Below are 23221 nucleotides of genomic sequence, written 5' to 3'. Positions count from 1 at the left end.
CGGCCTTGCCCGCAAGCAGACGAAGGCCGGGCTGGGTTCCTGCTAGCCGGCAGCCGCGATCCTGAACACCAGCGTGCGGGCTTCGGGTTTAAGGGCGAAATCGGGCCACACGTCTGGCCCGCATGCCCGCGAGCCCAGCCCGTGTTGTGCGGCGTCAAGGTAGAGGAAGCTGTTCCGGCTCTGCGGCAATTCGTGCGGATGGGCCGCGCCCGTGACCTGCTGCGCCGTATGCCGGGACAACGTGAAGCCAGGTAGCCGATCCCTCGAATCTGGAAGTGCATGGAACGTCACCCAAGGATCCGTACCGTTGCGCAGCTCCAGGGATCGGACCGCACTCCTGTGCCCTGTCTCCTGCGGCCGGGCGTAGTTCACATTGAGCTCATCGATTGCCGCCGAATAGCGGCCCACCAAGGCAGCCCGCATGCTGTCCGGATACGACTCCCGGGGTCCTGTCCCGAACCAAGAGGCTCCGTCCACTGATTTGGGCAGGTCAAACCGCACGCCCAGGCGAGGCCACACCATGTTCCAGCCCGAGCTGGGCGCAATGTCTACGCGCAGCCACAGCTCTCCCCCGAATACCTGCCACTGCTCGTCCACGGAAACAGAATGTGCATTGTCCGCGGCGCCATAGCGGGTGGTGACGAACACGCCGTCGTCGGCCTGCACCACTTTCTGGACGCGGGCCGTCAGTCTGTCCAGGCCCGCCTTGAGCCATACACTCTGGTTGGACGGAGCCGGAACCCCGTTGCCATTGTTGAGCCACGGGTCTGCGGCGTCATAGCTGCCGAAACCCGAACCTTGGTCGTTGTCCGTTGGTGCCCGCCACAACTCCAGGCGCGGGCCCGATACCGGCAGTCCAGCCAGGGCAACGAGCCGCCCATCCTCGAACTGGGCCGGTCCCAGGGATAGTGCCCCGGCCGTCCCGGTCTCCCCGCGAGCAGCCGACGACAGAGGGCGCGGAGTCTTAACGGGACGCCCGGCGGCCGGCGCAGTTAGATCCAACTGCGCAGTGGAGATGACATGGCCCGCGGGAGCCCACGCGGTGTCCTTGCGCAGGGCAACCTCGACGGTCAGCCACTGTTCGCCGGCCTCCACCTTAGTGAGAGCCCTTAGCGCTGACTCCGGCAACTCCATGACTGTGGAGTTACCAGCGGCGAGTTGACCGCCAGTGGCGGTGACGACGTCGAACGTTCCGGACGCGTTCGGCTCGCCGTCCGTTTCGGTGCGCCAGCGAAGGACGACGTCGGACGCGTCCGCCGAGTGCCGCAGGTTGGCGACTGTGAGCATTGGGTGCCTCACGCCGTCGGTGCCGGCTACTTCGAAGCCCAAACGGAGGGGCGCCACGATCTGTTTATACTCGAACAATCCCGGGCTGGGCGTCGAATCCGAAAGAACCATGCCGTCCATGACGAAGTTGCCGTCGTGGACAACCTCGCCGAAGTCGCCCCCGTAGGCGAAGAACTCCGTGCCGTCAGCGGTAGTGGTACGGATCCCATGGTCCCGCCATTCCCACACGAACCCTCCATGCAGCCGCGGATAGCGGTCCACCAGGTCCTCATATTGGTCGATGGCACCGGGACCGTTGCCCATTGCATGCACGTACTCGCACAGCAGGAACGGTTTACTGCGTTGGCGCGCCGATTCCGCGGCGGAGCAGCCAAGCAGGAGCGAGCCGGAATCGTTGCGGCCAATGGCTTCGGTTTCGGGGATGGAAGAGTACATGCGCGAGTAGACGTCGGTGTACGCGCCCGTGTAGTCGCCCTCGTAGTGGACTGGACGGCTGGAGTCGCGCGCGTGGGTCCAGGCGGACATGGCCGCGAGGTTTGCGCCGGTACCTGCCTCGTTGCCCAAGGACCACATGACGATTGAGGGGTGGTTCTTGTCCCGCTCAACGGTGCGCTCCATCCTGTCCACCAACGCCTCGCGCCAGGCAGGATCGTCACTGGGATTTCCGGCCCAGCCATGCCGCTCAAAGCCGTGCGTTTCAAGATCGCATTCCAGGATCACCCAAAATCCCATCTCATCAGCGAGATCCAGCAGCCGCGGGTGCGGAGGGTAATGGCTGGTGCGGATGGCATTGACGTTGAACTGCTTCATCATGGCCAGATCGGCCCGGGCAAAATCTTCGTCAAAGACGCGGCCACGGTCCGGGTGCGTCTCGTGCCGGTTGACGCCGTGGAACACCACCCGCCGCCCGTTCACCAGGAACTGGTCCCCCTTGATTTCCACCGTTCGGAAGCCGATCTTCAACGCGACCGTCTCGCCTTGGCTTGAGATCGTCGCCGCGTACAGCCGCGGGACTTCCGCGGACCAGGGTTCGACGGCGGCAATCGCCACCGGGGCGACGTCCGCCGGACTTTCCCACGTGACGTCTACATCAAGTTCGGGAACGCGGAGGCGCACAGGATAGGCAGCGGGAGCGGCCGCAATTTCGGCGTCGATGACGCCTGAACCGGAGTCGCCGGTGCCCTCAAATGGCGTCCGCAACCAGACGTCGTCGATCCCCCCTTGAGGACGGGCCTGAAGCGTGACATCGCGAAAGATGCCCGGCATCCACCATTGGTCCTGATCCTCGACGTAGCTCGAAGCAGACCACTGGTGTACGCGGACGGCCAGGACGTTTTCCCCGGGACGGACTGCCTCGGTGACGTCGAACTCCTGGGCCAGCCGGCTTCCCGTGCCGACGCCGATCACTGTTCCGTTGACCCACACTTTGTAGCGGGATTCCACTCCGTCAAAGCGCAGGACGATCCTCTCCGCAGTGGCCCAGTCCACAGGAATGGTGAAGGTCCGCCTGTAGTCGCCCGTTGGATTCTCATCAGGCACGTGGGGTGCATCGGTGGGAAAGGGGAACTGGACGTTGGTGTAGATGGGGCGGCCATAGCGACCCTCACCTTCCAGGACCCAGTGCGAAGGAACAGGGATCTCATCCCAGCCGGAATCATCCAGGCCTTCATCGCCGACTCCCTCTACCTGCTCGCCAGCAGGCAGGACTCCCCTGCCGCCTGGCGTTCCGGGCGCACCAGGCAGAAGACGGAATCTCCACAAGCCGTTGAGCGGGAGCGTGGGAGCGTCACTCCGCAGCCAGGAACGGGCTGGCAGCCGATTGCCGGAGCCCGGGCCAGGATGCGTGATGTAGGAAGTGCTGGCAAACAAGGCCAAAGATGTCGATTCCACGTGGCTCCTTCAAGTGTCCACTACAGGGTTGGGTGTGACCACGCTAACACAAATTTCGAGTACATACTCGAATTTCAGAATTGCAGTCCCCGCACGCTGTACACTGGCTTGCCATGACCACAAAGGACACGGCTAGCGCCAAGCGGGGACCCTATGCCAAGGCGAAGGAAAAGCGACGGCTGATCCTCGACTCCGCCCACGCCGTGTTTGCCGCGAAGGGGTATCTGGGAGGCTCGCTGCAGGACGTTGCCAACCAAGCGGGCATCAGCCAGACCAGCCTCCTGCATTACTTCCCTTCCAAAAGCGATCTCCTGATGGCCGTCCTGGAGTGGCGCGACGAGCTGACCAAAAGCGCGAATCCCTCCGCCGGGGAAGAGTCGTTTGAGGACGCGGTGATTCGCACAGCACTCCACAACGAGAAGATTCCCGGAGTCATCGAGCTCTACACAGTGCTCTGCGCGGAATCGATCACGAATGCCCATCCCGGCCGTGATTACTTCACCGAACGCTTCGAACGCTTACGTGAAAGCTATACCCGCTCTTTCTCGGCCTTGGCACAGGAGGGCAAGCTCAGGCCCGGCGTCGATTCGGCGTGGGCAGCCATGTCCCTGGTTGCCCTGTGGGACGGGCTTCAAACCCAATGGCTGTTGGCCCCGGACACCATAGACGTAGCAAAAGCCTTGCGCGCCTACTTCGAAGTGGTCCTGCTGCCCGAAGCGTGAGGGTCTACCCAGTTGGCGTCCCAGTCCCCTAGTGCATTCCAAATTGGTAGTTGAAGGGCACTGCTTCGCCCGGACAAACTTCTTCCCAGAGCGCCGCGATGGCATCCTCTCCCTCGCGGAGATCCGGTATTTCTACCCCTTCGCGCAGGATGGCGGCAGCATCGCCGGCCTTGCCCACCCGGGCCAGTGCCAGGGCCTTCAGGAACCTCAAACGCCTGACGGCGGTGCCCTCCTTGGGCGCGGACTCCAGCAACTCCAGAGCCTGGGCCGGTTGGTCATGGCGGATGCTGAGTGTCACGGCCTCGGTCAGTAATGCCGTATTGGAGGAGTCAGCCTGCACCCCGCTCCTGAGTTCATTCAGACCCTCGCGATCCGTGCCGTCAGCCAGTAACGCCAGTCCCAATCCGCGATGTGCGAGCGCCAAAGTCCGCGACTGAACGCCCCCGGCAGCAAGCACCTCGCGGTAGGCCGCCTTGGCTCCCTCCAGATCTTGCCGGGCATGCCTCATGGTGGCCACATGGAAGCGCGCCTCAGGACTTTCCTGTCGCTCCAGCGGCTCCTCCCAGTCAGCTCCGGCAACGAAGCTGGGCGCGCCGTCGAACGCTTTTCCCTTCAGCAGTTCCAGCCATGGTTCCTGCTCCGCCGTGATGCTTTCATCTACGAACGGGGTGCCGCTCTCATCAATCCAGCCCTTGCCTGTCCTTCGGCGCCGCGCGCGTTCCACCACTCCCCAGCCACTGCCGTGGAGCAGCATGGTGGACGGCGGGACGTCAGCATCGGTGATGGCGGCGGGCAGCATTGCTTCCAGTTCCTCGTGCCCCAGGAGCTCCTCGAGCCGCTGGCCGGCATGGCCCACGGCCGCCTCCCAATCTGATCCGTGGGATGTGTCCGGGTCCAGATGCCCGTTTCCGTACGCTTCCACCCAGGACCATTCCGCACCCGCTGGCATGGACAAATGCTCAAACTGGGTTCTCGCCAGGCCGGCCTGGATCTCGGCGTAAGGGCCGGCACCCGGGCTCAACCACTGCTGCCACCGTTTACCGCCCTGACCTTGTCCCCAGACGAAAAGCTTCTTGCCCCTCAGCCGGCCGGTGGACAGCATCGCCAGCCCGTCGCCGTCGTCGTCCGCAGCCACAACCCAGCGACGTTCGGATGGATCAATATCAAAGAAGAAATCGGCGGCATGTGGGCTGTTGACCAACCACGTGCCGTCGTAGCCGTTGTGGTCCGTGGGCCGGACGCGGGTGATGTCCGTGGCGTAGTCGCTGCCAAATGCTTCGTCGGCCGGGGCGATCACCCGGGTGCGGTCCGTCTCCGGAATGGCCGCGTTGCTCCACCAGTACATGGGAACGTCATGGTCGTTGGGGTTGCGGATACGCACCGCCGCAAAGAGCACCGCCGATTCGGCAGGCAACCATATGTCCACTTGGAAGACCACTTCCCGGAGCCGCTCGAACTCCCACACGCGAAGGATGTGTTTGCCGTCCAGGGTGTGGACGATCGCGGTGTGCAGTGGATCGCAACTGGTGGGTGAGTGGCCTCGCGTGCCGATGTTCCACTCCAGACCGCCCGCGAACCACGCCTTTCGCAGCGCGATGTTGGCCAACTGGGGTGCCCCGTGCGTGTGGAGGAGCTGCTTTCCCGTCACTTTGTCGAACAATTCCCAGATGCGGCCGCCCAGGGACGGTATGACCGTCGCCCTGAGCTTTCTGTTCTCAAGCACGACGGCGGGCAGCTCCTTGGGTGCCGCCTCCCGGGTATAGCCATCCTGCATGAGGTACGGGAACACGTTGGGCACTACTCCGTAGCGGGCCGCCGCCTGGAGTTCTTCCGGCACGCCCTCCCCCACGGTGTAAGGCTGATCGAGCTCCGCGGCCACCACGGGCAAGGGGTTCAGTGGGCCAATATCTGCCATCGTCAGGGAAATGGTGGTGACAGTGAGGTTGGAATTTGAAATGGCAGCCATGTCGGTATCCGTTCGTGAGGAATCAACGTCCACACCCACAGTCTCCTCGGAGCGGGAAGCCAGCGCTAGAACTCTCCCATCCGGACTCGAACCGGCCCTGTCCTTAGGACAATGAGCTGACAACCAGTTTCAGGATAGTGGCCGTACCGCCTTCCACGCGGAGGTCGGTGCCCAGGCTCCCGGGGAGGGGAAAAACAAGATCGCTCAGGACAACCCTGCCGTCTTGGGCGAAGACCTCCACGGACTGGTCCACGATAATACGCAGCCTCAGCACACCGCCGTCGAGCTTCACTGGCGCCGACTCTGCCGACGCAAACTTTTCGTGGAAGGCTGTGTTTCCGGAAGTGCGGCGATCCAGGGTGAGTTGACTCGTTACGGGATCAAAGCTGAGAACCGTTGCGGCGCTCCCGTCCGGGGCACATAGAAGCCTGAACGCAATGCTCCGCACCGAGCCGGGCAGGATCTCAGCCTCGATCAGCAGGGCTGATCCGGGCATGGCGTCGGGCAGTTCCAGCACGGAATCGTGAAGTTCCACGTCTTGGAAAGTGCTCTTTGGCACACCTGAGTCCAGGGGCAGCACCAGCGGAAGCACCGGGCGTTGAACCAAGCGCGGCAAACCCTCCACAGTCGCTAGTTCCACCTCGCGGGCAAGGGACATCCCCGAGCGCCACGGGGCCGTGGGCAAGGAGTTGGCATAGTCCCAGTTGTTCATCCAGCCGATCATGATGCGGCGGTTGTCCGGGGTGTTGCTGAAGGAGACCGCGGCGTAATAGTCACGCCCCCAGTCCAGCCACAGGCATTGCCTGAGATCGGTGGATCCGTCAGCATCCGGTGAAACGAGCGAATCGGGATCGGCAGTGAATTGCACGCCATCGAAGTGGCCTACGAAGTACTGCCCTCCCGAGCCACCGGCCACGGCACCAGGATTGACGTTAACCACCAGGACCCACTTGACGTTCTCCGGGTTCCCGTCGACAGGGAGCGGGAACAAGTCCGGGCATTCCCATTCGCCCTCCGACGAGTTCGCGGGGCCGAAAGTACTCAGGTATTCCCAGTCCTTCAGGTTGGCCGAGCGGTACATGACAACCTGCTGATGCTGGGCCTCCACCGCCACCATCACCCAGCAGGCGCCGGCAGATCCCTCGTAGCGGAACACCTTGGGATCCCGGAAATGCGCCGAACCGCGGCCAAGCACGGGATTACCCGCATATTTGCTCCAGGTCATGCCGCCATCCGTGGAGAACGCGAGGGACTGGGCCTGTGTCCCCTGGTGCGTCGAGCCTTCCTTGAAGGCGCTCGTGTAGATGGCCACCAACGCCGGGTCTTCCTCCGTGCCGAATCCCGAGGTATTGCCGTGGTCCACTACGATGCTGCCGGAAAACACGTCTTCTTCCTCGTCACAGGCGATGGCAACCGGGTGTTCAGTCCAATGCAGGAGGTCTGTTGAGGTGGCATGCCCCCAAGACATGTTGCCCCAGACGTTGTCGAACGGGTTGTTTTGGTAGAAGAGGTGGTAGAGACCGTCGTGCCAAACCAGTCCATTGGGGTCGTTCAGCCAGGTGTTCCTGGCCGTGTAGTGAAGTATCGGGCGCATCGTTGAGGCGGCGTCTTCGCCGAGACCGGCACGGTGCGTTGTTGTTTCAGTCATCGGAGGTCTTTCGGGAGGGATGCGACGGAATCGCGAAGAACCATGGGACATGGAAGAACGGTGGGGTGGGTGGCGAACAGCTGCAGGTCGGATTTCCCTTCGATGGCATCGATCAGGTTTTCCGTTGCCCATGCACCCATCTCGTAGTGCGGCAGGGCGACTGTTGTCAGCGCAGGGTAAAGGTTTTCGGCAATGAGTTCCTGGTTGTCGAAACCGACGAAGGAGATGTCCTCCGGAATCCTGAGACCAAGTTCCGCAGCGGCCCGGTAGGCACCCATGGCCATGCGGTCGTTGTAGCAGAACACGGCCGTTGGCCGGCTCTCAGGTTTCAGCAGACGCAGCGCCGCCTGGTAGCCACCAGGCATCTCCGAATGTTCGGACTGGACCAGTTCTTCGTGGAACGGAAGCCCGGCGTCTGCCAACGTTTCCTTGAAGGCCCGCAACCGGGAGTGGGTTGCAGGCACGTCGTCGGTGTTGTTGAGCATCCCGATCCGGGTGTGACCGGCGTCGATCAGTGTCTGCACGGCGGACCTTGCGCCGCCCACTTCGTCGGGGATAACGGAGGAAACAGTGTTACTGATATCTTCGGAGTCCACCAGGACCGCAGGAAGTCCCGCCAGGTTCTTGGGAACAGCCAGCTTCCGGTGATACATCGTGGCGTACAGGATGCCGTCCACTTGCCGGTCCAGCAGGTCCGCCACTTGGCTTTCCTTGGACTCCTGGGAACTGGTGCTGGTGGAGTTGATGATCATGATGTTGTAGCCCCGGCGCTTGGCAGTTTCCTCCGAGCCCAGGATGATCCTGCCTGCATGAGGCGTGGTAGCGATTTCTTCGCTGATGAACCCGATCATCCCTGAACGTTGCGTCCGCAGGGCTTGAGCCAGACGGTTAGGGCCGTACCCCAGACGGTGTGCGGCTTCCTGGACCCGCTCCCTGGTTCTTGCGCCGACCCGGGCGTAGGCAACATCGTTCAGGACGTGGGAGACGGTGGTGACCGAAACCCCGGCCTCTGCCGCCACATCCTTGATACCCACTGATCTATTGGTCATTGGTCCCCCACGTCCTCATGATGTTGGTGCTGATCCTGCGATCGAATCAGCATGTGCCGCCCGGAAACCGACTGTCGGTGTGGCCCTCAAGGCGTTAACAGCCCTATCTGCAATGACCTGTGCGTCAGTTCCGGAATCAAGGATCGTGTTCCGGGCAGATCCGGGATCGACCAGGACGGCCGTGACGGCGAGCCCGTCGGAAACACCCGTGGTCAGCAGGGCGTCCACCTGGGCGGAGAAGCAGGAATCACTGGATGTGGAGTGAACGTCCATCGCCACCACGTGATTGTTGGAGACGAAATTTCCAGCCCCCTCCAGCAACCGGATGATGACCGGCGTCGCACCTGCGGGACGGATGCCCTGCGCGTCGATGACCTCGGAGAAGTGGTTGCCCACCACAGAGTTGTTGTTCCCGCTCACGCAGAGAAGCCCGTACAGATCGTCCAGCCCGTTATCGACTCCCAGGAACGGCGTCCAGGGCTCATGGTCACGCAGGAAGTGGTTCGTTGCCACGAGGTTCTCGGAACTGTTCGCTGCGAGGACCACCATCCCGGGGTAGAACGAATGCAGACGGTTGTTGGTGACGCTTGAACGCGTGACGCCGTCCAAATGGATGCTGCTCGCACCCCTGGGGAAGATGTTGTTCGCGGTTATCAGGAGCCCGCCATGGTTCCTGGCATAGATCGAGTGGCCCTTGAAACCTGCTCCGATCAAATTGTCGGTGATCTTTGAGGCCTGCCCCCAACCGCGCAACTCGATGCAGCTTCCACACTCAGCAATGAAGTTGTCGTGAATGGAAAGCGCGTCGGCGTTATGGATCGTGAGGGCGTTCTCAAGGTAGATGAACCCCATCCCCGTAACGCGGAATGAGTCATTGGCGCTCGCCACATAGATACCGGTCTTGCCATTCACATAAGTGTTTTCCGGTGGCAGCTCCGAGCCGTCCGGCGTGAAGTGCAAGCCGTCGATGCAGAAGTTGGAGAACTCCACCGAGCTGATCCGGGGGCTCCCGCTTCGCTCAATGTAGAAGGCTGCTCCCTTGGCTTCGTCGGAGGCTTCCCCGTCAACACCGAGCGGAAGATCGACAATAATGCGACTTCCTCCGGGCCACAGCTCATGCAGGTCGGGCCACTCGTCTTCGGGAACGTTGAACCGGATGCTCGACGACGTAAAGCCGTGTCCCGAGCCCTGGATCCTGAGGAAGCTGATATCGATCACCACCTGCGTACGGAGGTGGTAGTCCCCGGGTGGCAGGTAGATCACCGCTCCCGGCTTTCCTCCGTTGTTCACATCGGTGGCTGCCTGCCGGTCCTTGATGTCGGCGATGATGCTGTTGATGACTTCACCGACGTCCTCGGACGGGTTGCCGACCGGCCACGTAGTGACGTCGTAGTAGTTGTTGCTTGACATAGCTTCTGCCCTTTTTGTGGTGTGGTTTCCCGGCCCTTGACGGTTCTTAGCCCTTGACGGCGCCGAGCGTCATGCCTGCGACGATCTTGCGCTGCAGGAGAAGGGTGAGAAGGATGACCGGGATGGAGTACACGGCGGCCAGCGCCGTCATGGATCCCCAGTCCAGGCCGAATTGGGTCTGGAAGTTCGCGATGACCACTGGAGTCGTCTGGGAGCGGATGGCGGTCATCAGGAGTGCGAAGAGGAACTCGTTCCATGATGCGAGGAAGGCGAAGATCGCGGTGACGGCGATGCCTCCGGAAACCACCGGGATCACTACCCGCCAGAGCGCGCCGAGCCTGCTGCAGCCATCCACCGTTGCTGCCTCTTCCAAGTCACGGGGAACAGCCTCGAAGAAGCTGGACATCAGCCAGATGGAAAGCGGCAAGGAAATGGTGGTGTGGGCAATGGACAACGCGATCGGGGTATCCGCCAAACCAGCCGAAGCCATCATGGATGCCAGCGGAATGCCGATTGCTACCGGCGGCACCATGCGGGTGACCAGTGCGGCCATGATGAACACCCGGCCGCTCGGAGTCTTGTAGCGCGTGATGCCATAAGCCGCCGGGACAGCCAGTACCAAGGACAGCAGGGTGCTGATGATCGCGGTCTGGATGCTGTTGATGAATGAAGCCAACACACCGCTACGGCCAAGGGCGTTCGCGTAATTCTCCAGGGTCCATTCTTTGGGAAGGATGGTAGGTGGAACGGCGATGGTGTCGATCGGGGTCTTGAAGGACGTAAACAGCAAGTACAGGAACGGGAACCCGTACAGCACCATGGCTGCGGCCAGCAGGATCCACAGGATGGTCCTGGTGCTGCGGCGTCCAGCCTCAAGGCCTTCACGGTTGACGCCGCGGCGCCTGCGCAGGGCAACATGCGTGGCGGTTGAAACGGAACTCCTGGCAGTCACTGTAGGCGCCTTCCCGCCGTCGGGCTTTGTTCGTTCGGCGACGCGCATCAGTTGTCCTTTCCTGGCCGCCAGATGGTGGCCACCGCGAAGAATGCGACGGCGAGCATCGCCAGCAGGTAGATAGTGCCCATGGCGCTGGCCAGGCCGGGATCGCCGAAGCGGATCATGGTCCGGTAGATCAGCAGGCTCATGGTTTCGGAGGCGGACTGCGGGCCGCCGTTGGTTTGAATGAGGATGGTGTCAAAGGCCCGGGCGGCATCGATTCCGCGGACCACCAGTGCCACGGCGATTACCGGGCGGAGGAGCGGAAGAATGATCTGGAACAGGAGCGCCGGTGCCTTGGCGCCGTCCAGGCGGGCTGCCTCGATGAGGTCGCCGGGGATGTTTTGGAGGCCGGCGAACAGCACCAGGCACATGAAGGACGTCGTGAGCCAGATATCGGGGACGGCTACCGAGAACAGCACGATGTTCGGGTCCGAGAGCCAGCCGATCTGGTTGGGGTTGGAGAGGATGCCCGCTTGGTGCAGGAGGGTCCCGATGAGGCCGAAGTTATCGATCATCAGGAACTTCCAGAGCAGGCCGGCCACGATCGGCGCAATCATCAGCGGGTAAAGGAAGACAGTCCGCCAAACCTGGGACTTGCGTCCGAGAGTGGTGAACAACAAGGCCATCCCAAGGCCGAGCGCGAATTCGAGGGTCACTACCACCACGGTGTAGGCCAGGGTCCGCCAACCAGCACCCATAAAGGCTTCGGAGGCGAATGCTGCCGCATAGTTTTGGAGTCCGACGAAGTCACGCGGGCCGCCCGCGATGGGCGAAATCTTGAAGAAGCTGTCTGCGATCAGGCGGAACAGCGGGTAGGCCACAAACACGGCCAGGAACAGCGCCGCTGGGGTCATCAGGTATAGGGCGAAGCGGCGATCGGAGATACGCACGATTTTCTCTTCTGTTTGTTGGGACCGCGGGCGGCACCGGCCGAGTCTGCCGGTGCCAGCCGCGGAGTCTTTACTTGAGGAGGTCCTGGATCTGCTTCTTGGCGTCAGCCAGGAGGGTGGCGGAGTCACCGCCGGCTACAGCCTTCTGCAGGAGCGGAACCAGCACGGTGTCAACAATCTGCTGCCACTTGGCTGTTGCCGGACGCGTTGCGGTTGCCTTGCCGTTGAGCGTTTCGATCAGCGGTTTGAAGCTCTCATAGCCCGGCTGGTTCTGGTACTTCTCAAACGCCGAGATGCGCGAGGCGAGTCCCAGGCTTGATTCCACACCCATGCTGTTGTTGTCGTAAGCGCACTTGATGAACTTCTTGGCGGCATCAGCGTTCTTGGTGGCCTTGGGTACGGACAGGTACCACGGGCCCGGAACACCCGCGACGCCGGCGCTGCCGCCAATCATCGCTGCGGCTCCCACCTTGCCCGCTACGGGAGAGTCCTTGGGGATCTGCCGGTAAGCGTGGGCCCAGAAGCGGGTCATGGCGGTCTTGCCCTGGTTGAACAGGTTCTGTGCCGCGGCCCAGTCAACCTGTGCAGCGCCCGGAGGGGCGGACTTGGTGAGGCTGACGTAGAAGTCGAGGGCTTCCTTGTGGGCAGCGTTATCGATGATCACGTTGTTGTTCGCATCAAGGACCATCGGCGAACCGGCCTGCAGGACGTGGGCAAGCCATTCCGTTTCCACGGCGCCCTTCACATCCGTGCCGTACATGCCGTCCTTGGTGAAGAATTCGGAAATGTCCTGGTACTGCTTCCACGTGGTGGGGGCTGCCAGTTCATAACCGTACTTTGCCTTGAAATCTGCCTTGTTCTTGGCGTCCTCGAAGAGATCCTTGCGGTACAGGATGATCTCTGCGTTGGTCCAGGCAGGCATTCCGATGAAGTGGCCGTCTACATTGGCTTCCTTCACGAGCGCGGGGAAAATGTCCTTCTTGGCTTCATCGGTGAACAGTTCATCGATGGGCTGGACTGCATCCTTGAAGCTGGGGAGCCAGACGGAGTCCAATGCGGCGACGTCGAAGGAAACGTTGCCGGAGGAGAACTCGCTGGAGAGCCGGTTGAACATGCCGTCATAGGGCAGTTCGACGAAGTTGACGTTGAGGCCGGTGTCCTTCTTGCATTGCTCGGCAACGCCCGTGAGCTCGGCGTGGCCGCCTGCTTCCACCAGGACGTTGACAGTGCTGGACGCGCTTCCGGATGTGGGTGCGGGGCCCCCGGCACCGCAACCCGTAGCTGCGAGTGCGACGGCAGTGCAGAGGCCGCCGAGTGTGACGAGCCTGGAGATGGTCTTTCGAGTGGACATCGCTGTCGACTTTCTCTTGGAACGGGATTTGAGAGATTTTTGTAGACTGGAGAATCGTTTTGCCAAAACGACTTGGCAACACCATAGGCGCGTTTTCCCGGGTATGTCAAGCGTCACATTTTGGCTCGTGCGGGATCTTGACGAGCTGGATGGCCCAGCTCTAAAGTCATCGTCGCAGGCAGATAAACCGTTTTGGCATATTTTGGCTGATGCGGCAGGTTTTGGGACCCGCTGTGCCCCTTCCGCTCACGCCTGTTCTTTAGGGCGACGCGTGTTCTTGATGCCTGTTCTTCCCGTCCACCGGTCTCCACCCTTAGGGCGGTCCCTTCCCATCTCTCACCAGCGTCCACGCTTGGTGACCCTATTCACTGGAGAAAGTATGAAACCCGTCCCGGACATCAGCCGACGAAGCCTACTCCGCGCTTTCACGGCATCGGCAGCAGTTGCCTTTGCTGTGGCGGCCACGGGCAGCGCTGCTGCCGCGGCGCCAGGGCCGGTGGTCGCAACGCCCGACGCCGGCACTCAGCCGCAGGGGCACCGCCACCTTATCGGCGTCCTGTAAAGCAACCGTCTATAGAGCACCCGTCTGTAGAACCACCCGGAACCGCCGGAGGCGTGCGGCAGCATGCGGCTAAACGAGGCACGAGCGAGCATGCAGAGCACGGCGCCGGCGGTTCCGGACGCACTTGAAGAGAAGCAGCACAGTTCAGTCCCCCAACGATGTGAGGAGAACCAGCTTTGACCACCGTCTACGACGTCACCACCTGGAGCGTTCCAGGGAATCCGTCCGCTACCCCGTACAACGACATCGGGCTCATCATCAACAGCATCATCGCTGACATCAAGAGCCAGCAGACCAGCCAGGCGTCCAAGCCCGGTGCTGTCATCTACATCCCGCCGGGAGACTACTCCTTGAAGACCAGGGTGAATGTGGACATCAGCTTCCTGACCATCCGGGGATCGGGCCATGGCTTCACCTCGTTGAGCATCCGCTACAACGCCGGCAACACATCGGCCTGGCACGAAATCAACCCGGGCGCCAGCCGCGTCAGGGTGGAAAATACTGACGGGAACACGGACGCCTTCCGGGTCTACCGCACAGGTGATCCACGGATTAGCGCAGTGGTGTTCGAGAACTTCTGCCTTGATGGCGTCTCCTTCGGCTCCAACGAGAACGACTACACCAATGGGAAAACGGGCATCCGCTTCGATTCCGCCAACGATTCCTGCCGGGTGGAGCGCATGGGAATGGTGTACCTGGAGCATGGGCTTGTTGTCAGGGATACAGATGCCCTGAGCGTCAGCAGCAACTTCCTTGCTGAATGTGGCTCCTGCGTGGAATTGACAGGATCGGGCCAGGCCTCGAAGGTCACCGACAACCTCATTGGTGCCGGTTTCGTGGGATTCTCGATCTTCGCCGAGGGGCACATGGGCCTGCTGGTCACGGGCAACAACGTCTTCCCCCGGGGCAAGAGCAGCGTGCACTTCAAGGACTGCACCCGCTCCTCCATTACGTCCAACCGCTTCCATGCGTTCTACCCCGGCATGGTGAACTTCGAGGGAAGCTGCACCGAAAACCTCATTGGAGCCAATCACTTCCTGCGACAGATGGAACCGTTCGATCCCCTCAAGCCGTACAACAACGGATTGGACGATCTGTTCGGCCTGGTGCACATAGCGGGCAGCAACAACACGGTTACTGGAAACCACTTCAGCTACGACGTCGCTTCGGGTTCGGTCACGCCGTCGGGGCAGACGCCCACCATCATCCTGGTGGCTTCCGGAAACAACAACTACATCGCCACCAACAACACCGTCTCGGCCATTGCCGTGCACACCGTAGTCCTGGATGCATCAACCTCCGGATCCAAGGTGCTGGACAGCGGCGACAGCAATCAGGTGGTCCGGTACGCGTCCAACTACGCCTTCAGGGCAACGCCATAGCTGCGCGGCGTCATCGCACGACATGAATATGAATAGCGAATAGCACGACGGCGGGCGTCGCCCCACGAGGCGGGTCCGCCGTCGTCATCCTGCAACGCAAGCCCTTGACGAAAGGTCTGTCAACGATGACAAGACGCGCCAAAGCCCTAATATCGATCGGGGCGGCCGTGGCACTCACCGCTGCCTCATTCTCCGTTGCCGCCACCGCGCAGGCCACCGACCCGGATCCGGCCACCCAGCAATACCGGCCATACCTGCACTACACGCCGGAAGCGAACTGGATGAACGATCCCAATGGACTCGTGTTCCACAACGGAAAATACCACATGTATTACCAGTACAACCCCAACGGAACACGGTGGGGAGACATGAGCTGGGGCCACGCATCCTCCACCGACCTGATCCATTGGGAGGAACAACCACTCGCTATCCCACGGGGTTTCAACGGATCCGGCCAGGTGATCGAAGAAATCTTTTCGGGATCCGTCGTGGTGGACACCCAGAACACCAGCGGACTCGGGACCCTCCAAAATCCGCCGTTGGTGGCCATCTATACGAGCAATTACACCGCGGCCCACCCAACCCTCGCCGGTAAACAAGCACAGTCGCTGGCCTTCAGCACCGATGACGGGCAGACCTGGACCAAGTACGGCAACAATCCGGTCCTGAACAGGAACACGTCCAGCTTCCGCGACCCCAAGGTCTTCTGGTACGACTCCCCCACCGGTCCGGACTACTGGGTCATGGCAGCCGTTGAAGCTGACGAACACCGCGTCCTCTTCTATAAGAGCAACGACCTGAAGCAATGGAACTATCTGGATGACTTCGGTCCGGCAAATGCGACCGGAGGACAGTGGGAATGCCCTGATCTGTTCCCCCTCGCCGTCGACGGAGATCCAAACAACGTCAAGTGGGTCCTCTCGGTGAATATCAACCCCGGAGCCGTGGCCGGCGGCAGCGGCGGACAATACTTCGTAGGAACCTTCAACGGCACTTCCTTCACCGCCGAGAATATCGATCCCGCCAGCCAGCTTCCTCCGGGAAACCTTCTTGCCGGCTTCAATGGTGGCAATTACAGCGGCTGGAACGTCCAGAACGATCCGTCAAACAGTTCCGGGCCTTGGGGAAGCGCCCCCGCCTCGGGAACTCTTTCAGGGCAAATGGCGGTTACTGGCACCATCGGCACCGGGTTCGTCAACGGCTTCCACGGTGGCGATGCACCCGTGGGCACTATGGAATCAGCACCGTTTACGTTGGACAAGGACTACCTGAACTTCCTCGCCGGCGGCGGAAAGCACCCCCAGGTAATCGGAAAGCAATCGGGAAACCAAGCCCCTCCGGGGTACCTGCTATTCGACGGCTTCGACTACCCCGGGACACTCACGCAAGCCGGCTGGCAGCTTACCGGCGACTTCCAGGCGGCACTGAACCCCTCGTCGTCGGGCGGTGAATTCGCCATCGGAAAACGGATCAACACTTTCGAAGGCGGCCCGTACCAGGACAACAACGTCGGCACCATCACGTCCCCCGAGTTCTACCTGACCAACACCAACATCGGCTTCCTCCTAGGCGGCGGCAGCCGAACCAACGGGGAACTCCAGGTTGAACTGCTGGTGGGAGGCGTGCCGGTTCGTACCGCAACTGGCTCGAATTCGGGCGACCTGAACTGGCAGAACTGGGACGTTTCCCCATGGTACGGCCAGATCGCCCGCATCCGGATTGTGGACAACGCAACCGGCCCATGGGGCCATCTGACACTGGACAACATGGTGTTGGGTTCAGAGCCGGCGAAGCCCAGGAGCGCCGAAACCACCGTGAACCTTGTGGTCAATGGTCAGACAGTTCGTACCGCCACCGGCAATGACTCCGAAAATCTGGAGTGGAAAGCCTGGGACGTCAGCGCCTACAAAGGCAGCCAGGCCACCATCAAGATCGTGGACAACAACCGCGGCGGCTGGGGACACATCCTCGCCGACGAATTCGTTTCCTCGGATGCCTCCTACCTCGAGCAGCACGATTGGCTGGACTGGGGCAGGGACTACTACGCCACGGTGTCCTTCAACAATGCTCCAGGCGGCAAGCGGATCATGCTGGGCTGGATGAACAACTGGGACTACGGTCAGGACACTCCCACCACCACATGGCGCGGAACCATGGCGTTGCCGCGAGAAGTGGTACTAACCCAGACGTCCGCGGGTCCGCGGCTGCGGCAGCAGGTGGTGTCCCAGGCCGAGGCGTTGAAGAACACGGCGGCCGCATATACTGCGCCGGCCCAGGACATCACGCCCGGAACAACCACACTCCCCATCACCGGTGACGTGGTCCAGGTTGACGCCGAATTCTCTCCGGGGACGGCATCGGCGTTTGGCGTGAAAGTCCTCGATAACGGAACCGAAGCAACCCGGATTGGCTACGTTCCCTCCACGAAGCGGCTCTCCATCGACAGGACCAACTCGGGCAACGAGGGATTCCATCCAGCCTTCAGTTCAGTAGAGGACCCGCGCGTGGAGTTGATCGACGGCCGGCTACGCCTGCGCCTGTACGTTGATCGTGCATCCGTGGAGCTCTTCGCCCAGGACGGCCTGACCACCATCACGGACCAGGTCTTTCCAAGCGCTGGGGCGACCAACATCTCGGTTTTCGCAGAAGGAGGAACCGCACGGCTCGAAAGCATGACGGTAACTCCCCTGAACCAGGCAATGTGGGGAGGCTGACCCCAGCGGTGGAAACTATGCCGGAGGAGCACCGAGTTCCAGCGCGTTGATCTCGGCTCGCGCCATGCGGACCGTTTCCCGGTCAGTAACGGTATAGGCGGTGGGGTCGGCACCGTCCTGCGTGCCAAGGGAAATGGTTCGTTGACCCAGCGTAGAGACGGTTCTCTTGGCGGACATATGAACTGCCGAGAGGCCGGCTGCGTGCATCGCCGGGATATCGCCAAGCTGCAAGCCGCCTCCTGCCATGATCTCCAGGGCTCCTCCGGCCCGCTCCACCATCTCGGACAGGGTGGGAAGGCCTGCACCTGCCGTGGCCTCGTGGCCCGACGTAAGTACCCTGGTGAAGCCGAGCTCCAGCAAATGATCAAGGGCGGCCATGGGATCCCGTGATTGGTCGATCGCGCGATGGAAGGTCAACTGCGCATCCGGGCTGGCGTCCCGGGCAGAATCCACCAGGCGTTGAACCGCATGAACATCGACGTCGCCCTCCGCGGTCAGGGCGCCCACCACTACTCCGTGGGCGCCCTGAGCCAGCAAGTGGCGTACCTCGTGCACCATCGTGTCCACATCCGAGGCGGAGTAGTGGAAATCGCCGGGGCGGCACCGCACCAGAGGGTGGATCTCCAGGCGTCCGTCAACATGTTCCATGCTGGCCTCAAGTAGTCCCTGGCTTGGCGTGATGCCACCAAGTTCCAGGCTGCTGCAGAGCTCAATCCGATCGGCACCTTCGGATGCGGCCGTACCGGCACCCGTCGCGCTCACCACGGCGATTTCAAGTTTCATGGTGAAACTCTACGCGCGGTAACGCTCCAGCTTTTCCTTCTGGTCCGGAGTCAGCCTGAGGACCCTGCCGGTAGCTTCTGCCACGAAGGCCAGGTGCGTAGTGGCTTTGACACAGTCTTCCTTTGTAACGGGGTCCTTAATGACGTAGTGAAGATCAAAGCTGGCACCCTTGATGGCGCCAACCCAAATCTCCACCAAGGCCGGGATGTTGCGGTATTCCAAAGTCCTCACGTAACGGACTTTGTGCTCCACAACCAACGTCATGGTGCCCTCTTCAACGTCATTGAAGAGGGCCGCGGGCGGTTCCATGCCCGGAAGGCCGGCACCCCGTGGTGGTCCGAAAGCCGCGATTCGGGCTTCTTCCAGCATGCGTACGATCTGCACGTTGTTGATATGCCCGTACGCGTCCATGTCGCCCCAGCGCATAGGTACGAGTACCTCGATGCGCTGGGGGTCCACGGAATCCCGGGAGTACAACCCGGTGCTCAGGGAATTCGCGCTCAGCTGTGCACCGCCGTCGAGTCATCCACGGCGGTCTCTTCCTCACCGGCAAACTGGGACATGTACAGGCGGTAGTAGGCGCCTTGGAGCGCAAGCAGCTGGCTGTGGTTGCCCTGCTCCACGATTTGCCCGTTCTCCATGACAAGTATGGTGTCAGCATCGCGGATGGTGGACAAACGGTGGGCGATCACGAAACTCGTCCGGTCGGTGCGGAGCGCGGCCATTGCCTTCTGCAGCAGCAGCTCGGTACGCGTATCCACCGAGCTCGTAGCTTCGTCAAGGATCAACAGCGACGGATCGGAAACGAACGCACGTGCGATGGTGATGAGCTGCTTCTCACCGGCGCTGACGTTGTTGCCTTCTTCGTCGATGATCGTCTGATAACCGTCCGGAAGGGCTCTCACGAAGCGGTCCACGTAGGTGGCCTTGGCAGCCTCCATGATTTGTTCCTCGGTGGCATCCAGGTTGCCGTACTTGATGTTGTCGTAGATGGTTCCGCCGAACAGCCAGGCATCCTGCAACACCATGCCCACCTTGGACCGGAGCTCGGAGCGGCTGAGATCCTTGATGTCCACGCCGTCCAGGGTGATGCGTCCGGCATTGAGCTCGTAGAACCGCATGACAAGGTTCACCAGTGTGGTCTTTCCAGCACCCGTAGGCCCGACGATCGCCACCGTGTGGCCAGGCTCCGCACTGAAGGAGAGATCCTCGATGAGGGGCTTATCCTCCACGTAGCTGAACGAGACATGCTCGAACTCCACGTGGCCGTCGGTCTTGGCTGGCAGGTGGCGGGTACCCGTCTCTTCAACTTCGTCGTCGGCGTCGAGGAACTCAAAGACGCGCTCGGCCGAGGCGACACCGGACTGCAGCATGTTCGCCATGCCGGCAATCTGGCCCAGAGGCTGGGTGAATTCACGCGAGTACTGGATGAAGGCCGTGGCGTCGCCAAGGCTCATGGAGCCCGAAGCAACCCGCAGGCCACCCACCACCGCAATGCCGACGTAGGACAGGTAGGACACGAAGTTCATGGCCGGGAAAATGACACCCGAAACAAACTGGGCGCCGAAGGACGCCTTGTACAAGGCCTCGTTGCGTTCATCGAAGCGCACCAGCATGTCAGCATCGCGCCCGAACACCTTCACCAGGTCATGCCCCGAGAAGGACTCCTCAATCTGTCCATTCAGCGAACCGGTGTTCTTCCACTGCGCAGCGAAGAGCTTCTGGCTCTTGGCACCAATGAAGCCGGCCATGACACCGGAAAGCGGCAAGGCGATCAACGCGATCAGTGCCAGTTCCCAGGACACGATGAACATCATCACGGTGATTCCCACAACGGTGAGCACGGAGCTCACCAACTGTGCGAACGCTTGCTGGAGGCCCTGCTGGACATTGTCGACGTCGTTGGTGACGCGGGAAAGGATGTCGCCGCGCTGACGGGTGTCGAAGTAGTTCAGCGGGAGCCTGTTGAGCTTTGCCTGGACGTCATTACGGAGCTGCTTGATGACTCGCATGACAATCCTGTTGAGCAGCCAGCCCTGTGCCCACAGGAAGATGTTGGCCACAAAGTACATCAGGAGGACGATCGAAATGAGGAACGTCAGCTTGGGGAAATTGATCCCGTTGGTGAGTTCCATCTTGGAGACCATGTCCGCAAAGTTCTCTTGGCCTTGCTGACGCATGAGCTCTACGAACTGTTCCTGCGAGACGCCCGGCGGGAGCTGTTTGCCCATGACGCCGCCGAAGATCACGTCCATCGCACTGCCCAAAATCTTGGGCGCAATCACGTTCAGGACCACCGAGACCACCACAAGGCCGATCACGATGTAGACGCCGAGACTCTCAGGCTTCAACAGGCCCATGAGGCGCTTGGCGGATGGCCAGAACTCCTTGGCTTTCTTGGCTGGAAGATTGCCGAACATACCGCCATCGGCTTCGGACGGGACGTACTCCTCATCCACCACGTCATCGTCAAGCACCGCGGTTGCCGCTTCCGCCTCTGCCGTAGCCTTGGCATTCTTTGCGGCTTCTGCCTTGGCAGCCCAGCCACGCTTCTTCTGCTGGTCCTGCTCGCTCATGCGACTTCCTCTACACTCAGCTGGGATTCAACGATTTCCTGGTACGTCGGCGAAGTCTCCAGGAGTTCATCATGCGTTCCGCGATCCACGATGCGGCCGTTATCCAGGACCAGGATCTCGTCCGCGTCTGCAATGGTGGAGACACGCTGGGCGACGATGATGACCGTTGCGTCCCGGGTCTTGGCCTTCAACGCTTTACGGAGCCTGGCATCTGTGGCGACGTCCAAAGCGGAGAAGGAATCGTCAAAGAGATAGACATTCGGCTTGGTCACCAGGGCCCTGGCAATGGAAAGGCGCTGCCGCTGGCCACCGGAAACGTTGGTGCCGCCCTGGGCTATGCGACGGTCCAGCCCTGATGACTTTTCCTCAACAAAGCCCCTGGCCTGCGCCGTTTCCAGCGCCTCCCACAGTTCCTCGTCGGTAGCCTCGGGCTTGCCAAAGCGCAGGTTGTGCTCGATGGTCCCGGAGAAAAGGTACGGCTTCTGCGGCACAGCTGAGACACGGCTGGTGATCTCCGAGGCATCCAGCTCGGTGACAGGAACGCCGTCGAGCAGGACACTGCCTGAGGCGACGTCGTAAAGCCGCGGCAGCAAGGAGACCAGGGTGGTCTTGCCTGCGCCTGTGGAACCGATGATGGCCAGGGTCTTGCCCGGCTCCGCGGTAAAGGAAATGTTGCTCAGCACAGGAGCCTCGGCCCCGGGGTATTTGAAGGTGACATCGCGGAACTCCACGCGTCCCTTCTTCTCGGCCGGAACCACAGGGGAAACCGGATTGTGGATGGAAGGCTCTACGTCCAATACCTCGCCGATGCGGTCTGCACAAACGGACGCACGGGGAATCATCATGGCCATGAACGTGCCCATCATGACCGCCATCAGAATCTGCAACAGGTACTGAAGGAAAGCCGTAAGGGATCCCACCTGCATGTCGCCGGAGTCCACACGCTGACCGCCGAACCACAGCACCGCGGCAGTAGACAAGTGCAGGATCATGCCGATGGCCGGGAACATCAGGACAAAGAGATTGCCGATCTTCACCGAGACCGCGGTGAGGTCCTGGTTGGCATCACCGAAGCGCTTGGCCTCGTAAGGTTCGCGCACAAAGGCACGGACGACCCGGATACCAATGATTTGCTCACGGAGCACACCGTTGATGGCATCAATCTTGGTCTGCATTGACCGGAACAGCGGCATCAACCGGACCACGAGGTAGCCCACCACTGCCACCAGAATGGGTACCGAAACCCAGACCAGCCACGACAAACTCAGGTCCTCGCGGAGGGCCATAATGATGCCACCCACACACATGATGGGTGTTGAGACCATGAAGTTCAGGCCCATCAGCACCAGCATCTGAACCTGCTGGACATCGTTGGTGCCTCGTGTGATCAGCGTAGGAGCACCAAAACGGTTCACGTCTTGTGCGGAAAAACTGCTCACTTGACGGTAGACACTGCGCCGGAGGTCACGACCGATCGCCATCGCTGTCCGCGCACCAAAGTACACCGCAGCGATAGCGGTGAGCACCTGGCCGAGGGCAACGGCGAGCATCATTGCGCCGGTGCGCCAAATGAAATCGGTGTCGCCGCGGGATACTCCCTCGTCAATGATTTTGGCGTTGAGGCTTGGGAGGTAGAGCGTGGCAATAGTGGACGCCAACTGGAATATGAGGACGGCCACTATCTGCGGCAAATACGGCTTGGAGTAGCGCCGTATAAGGGTGACAAGCATGCCCACGGGTCCTTAGAAAGAGTGCGTGAATGAAGTAAGAGAAGTGTTGCAGCAAGGGCTGACAGTATTAGCCTCCCTACTCTACGAAATCCGTTGCCTCGGCGAAACAACCTAGGGAAAAGATCATCCCAGCGGAGTATTTCGCGTGTCGGATGTGCTCCCGCTGGCGCAGGCACCGCAGCCGGATCAGCCGCTGCACGCAACGAAAACGCCGGCTGGTCACCCAGCCGGCGCTTTTGGTCCCGCCGTTGTTCGCCACACCCC

At 61.4% G+C, this 23221-nt stretch carries 16 protein-coding genes; 4 read left to right on the top strand and 12 right to left on the bottom strand.

Going from position 1 to position 23221, the window contains the following annotated elements; all coding sequences use genetic code 11:
- Positions 1-42 precede the first annotated feature (42 nt).
- A complete protein-coding gene (locus tag KSW38_RS17035; protein WP_428982405.1) occupies positions 43-3177 on the bottom strand; it encodes a glycoside hydrolase family 2 TIM barrel-domain containing protein in 3135 nt (1044 codons plus the stop codon).
- Positions 3178-3290: 113 nt separating this feature from the next.
- On the opposite strand from KSW38_RS17035, the gene KSW38_RS17030 reads away from it, so the two are divergent.
- Positions 3291-3899, top strand: coding sequence for a TetR/AcrR family transcriptional regulator (locus KSW38_RS17030; protein WP_216926107.1), 609 nt, complete (start codon positions 3291-3293; stop codon positions 3897-3899).
- A gap of 28 nt (positions 3900-3927) precedes the next feature.
- On the opposite strand, the gene KSW38_RS17025 is transcribed toward KSW38_RS17030, so the two are convergent.
- The 7 genes from KSW38_RS17025 to KSW38_RS16995 all read right to left on the bottom strand — a co-directional run bounded on the left by KSW38_RS17025 (position 3928) and on the right by KSW38_RS16995 (position 13210).
- A complete protein-coding gene (locus tag KSW38_RS17025) occupies positions 3928-5865 on the bottom strand; it encodes a DUF5107 domain-containing protein (RefSeq protein WP_254186623.1) in 1938 nt (645 codons plus the stop codon).
- 103 nt (positions 5866-5968) lie between these two features.
- The gene (locus KSW38_RS17020) at positions 5969-7513 is read right to left on the bottom strand and encodes a glycoside hydrolase family 32 protein (protein ID WP_216926106.1); all 1545 of its coding nucleotides are present in this window, start codon (positions 7511-7513) and stop codon (positions 5969-5971) included.
- The gene (locus tag KSW38_RS17015) at positions 7510-8562 is read right to left on the bottom strand and encodes a LacI family DNA-binding transcriptional regulator (protein ID WP_216926105.1); all 1053 of its coding nucleotides are present in this window, start codon (positions 8560-8562) and stop codon (positions 7510-7512) included. The genes KSW38_RS17020 and KSW38_RS17015 overlap by 4 nt, the downstream gene beginning before the upstream one ends.
- Before the next feature lie 15 nt (positions 8563-8577).
- Entirely contained in the window at positions 8578-9972 is a 1395-nt protein-coding gene (locus KSW38_RS17010; protein WP_216926104.1) for a right-handed parallel beta-helix repeat-containing protein, read from the bottom strand.
- Positions 9973-10018: 46 nt separating this feature from the next.
- On the bottom strand, positions 10019-10972 hold the full coding sequence (locus KSW38_RS17005; RefSeq protein WP_216926103.1) for a carbohydrate ABC transporter permease: 954 nt from the start codon (positions 10970-10972) through the stop codon (positions 10019-10021).
- On the bottom strand, positions 10972-11859 hold the full coding sequence (locus tag KSW38_RS17000; protein ID WP_216926102.1) for a carbohydrate ABC transporter permease: 888 nt from the start codon (positions 11857-11859) through the stop codon (positions 10972-10974). Before KSW38_RS17000 ends, KSW38_RS17005 begins: the two co-directional genes overlap by 1 nt.
- Positions 11860-11929: 70 nt before the next feature.
- The gene (locus tag KSW38_RS16995; protein ID WP_216926101.1) at positions 11930-13210 is read right to left on the bottom strand and encodes an ABC transporter substrate-binding protein; all 1281 of its coding nucleotides are present in this window, start codon (positions 13208-13210) and stop codon (positions 11930-11932) included.
- A 379-nt stretch (positions 13211-13589) separates the two neighbouring features.
- Here KSW38_RS16995 and KSW38_RS16990 point away from each other — a divergent pair, with 379 nt between their 5' ends.
- From KSW38_RS16990 to KSW38_RS16980, 3 genes are all read left to right on the top strand, one after another.
- Positions 13590-13772, top strand: coding sequence for a hypothetical protein (locus KSW38_RS16990; protein ID WP_216926100.1), 183 nt, complete (start codon positions 13590-13592; stop codon positions 13770-13772).
- Positions 13773-13948: 176 nt separating this feature from the next.
- Positions 13949-15154, top strand: coding sequence for a NosD domain-containing protein (locus tag KSW38_RS16985; RefSeq protein ID WP_216926099.1), 1206 nt, complete (start codon positions 13949-13951; stop codon positions 15152-15154).
- 125 nt (positions 15155-15279) lie between these two features.
- Entirely contained in the window at positions 15280-17868 is a 2589-nt protein-coding gene (locus KSW38_RS16980) for a GH32 C-terminal domain-containing protein (protein ID WP_216926098.1), read from the top strand.
- 15 nt (positions 17869-17883) lie between these two features.
- Here KSW38_RS16980 and KSW38_RS16975 read toward each other — a convergent pair whose 3' ends face one another.
- The 4 genes from KSW38_RS16975 to KSW38_RS16960 form a co-directional block, all read right to left on the bottom strand.
- The gene (locus tag KSW38_RS16975) at positions 17884-18651 is read right to left on the bottom strand and encodes a copper homeostasis protein CutC (protein WP_216926097.1); all 768 of its coding nucleotides are present in this window, start codon (positions 18649-18651) and stop codon (positions 17884-17886) included.
- Positions 18652-18660: 9 nt separating this feature from the next.
- Positions 18661-19077, bottom strand: coding sequence for an acyl-CoA thioesterase (locus KSW38_RS16970; protein WP_216926178.1), 417 nt, complete (start codon positions 19075-19077; stop codon positions 18661-18663).
- A gap of 74 nt (positions 19078-19151) precedes the next feature.
- Positions 19152-21227 carry an ABC transporter ATP-binding protein gene (locus KSW38_RS16965; protein WP_305799001.1) on the bottom strand — a complete coding sequence of 692 codons (2076 nt, stop codon included), beginning with the start codon at positions 21225-21227 and terminating at the stop codon, positions 19152-19154.
- Positions 21224-22957 (bottom strand): ABC transporter ATP-binding protein, encoded by a 1734-nt coding sequence (locus KSW38_RS16960; protein ID WP_216926096.1) that lies wholly within the window; start codon positions 22955-22957, stop codon positions 21224-21226. Before KSW38_RS16960 ends, KSW38_RS16965 begins: the two co-directional genes overlap by 4 nt.
- Positions 22958-23221 lie beyond the last annotated feature (264 nt).

The sequence above is a fragment of the Paenarthrobacter aromaticivorans genome (assembly GCF_019038615.1).
Lineage (GTDB): Bacteria > Actinomycetota > Actinomycetes > Actinomycetales > Micrococcaceae > Arthrobacter > Arthrobacter aromaticivorans.
Note: the sequence above shows the minus strand (reverse complement) of the source record. Positions and strands in the feature narration are given on the sequence as shown.

Bases quoted from the DNA above. Each gene is read 5' to 3' on its own strand.
- KSW38_RS17030 (WP_216926107.1), top strand. From the start codon at position 3,291: ATGACCACAAAGGACACGGCTAGCGCCAAGCGGGGACCCTATGCCAAG.
- KSW38_RS17025 (WP_254186623.1), bottom strand. From the start codon at position 5,865: ATGGCTGCCATTTCAAATTCCAACCTCACTGTCACCACCATTTCCCTG.
- KSW38_RS17020 (WP_216926106.1), bottom strand. From the start codon at position 7,513: ATGACTGAAACAACAACGCACCGTGCCGGTCTCGGCGAAGACGCCGCC.
- KSW38_RS17015 (WP_216926105.1), bottom strand. From the start codon at position 8,562: ATGACCAATAGATCAGTGGGTATCAAGGATGTGGCGGCAGAGGCCGGG.
- KSW38_RS17010 (WP_216926104.1), bottom strand. From the start codon at position 9,972: ATGTCAAGCAACAACTACTACGACGTCACTACGTGGCCGGTCGGCAAC.
- KSW38_RS17005 (WP_216926103.1), bottom strand. From the start codon at position 10,972: ATGCGCGTCGCCGAACGAACAAAGCCCGACGGCGGGAAGGCGCCTACA.
- KSW38_RS16995 (WP_216926101.1), bottom strand. From the start codon at position 13,210: ATGTCCACTCGAAAGACCATCTCCAGGCTCGTCACACTCGGCGGCCTC.
- KSW38_RS16990 (WP_216926100.1), top strand. From the start codon at position 13,590: ATGAAACCCGTCCCGGACATCAGCCGACGAAGCCTACTCCGCGCTTTC.
- KSW38_RS16980 (WP_216926098.1), top strand. From the start codon at position 15,280: ATGACAAGACGCGCCAAAGCCCTAATATCGATCGGGGCGGCCGTGGCA.
- KSW38_RS16975 (WP_216926097.1), bottom strand. From the start codon at position 18,651: ATGAAACTTGAAATCGCCGTGGTGAGCGCGACGGGTGCCGGTACGGCC.
- KSW38_RS16970 (WP_216926178.1), bottom strand. From the start codon at position 19,077: ATGCGCTGGGGCGACATGGACGCGTACGGGCATATCAACAACGTGCAG.
- KSW38_RS16965 (WP_305799001.1), bottom strand. From the start codon at position 21,227: ATGAGCGAGCAGGACCAGCAGAAGAAGCGTGGCTGGGCTGCCAAGGCA.
- KSW38_RS16960 (WP_216926096.1), bottom strand. From the start codon at position 22,957: ATGCTTGTCACCCTTATACGGCGCTACTCCAAGCCGTATTTGCCGCAG.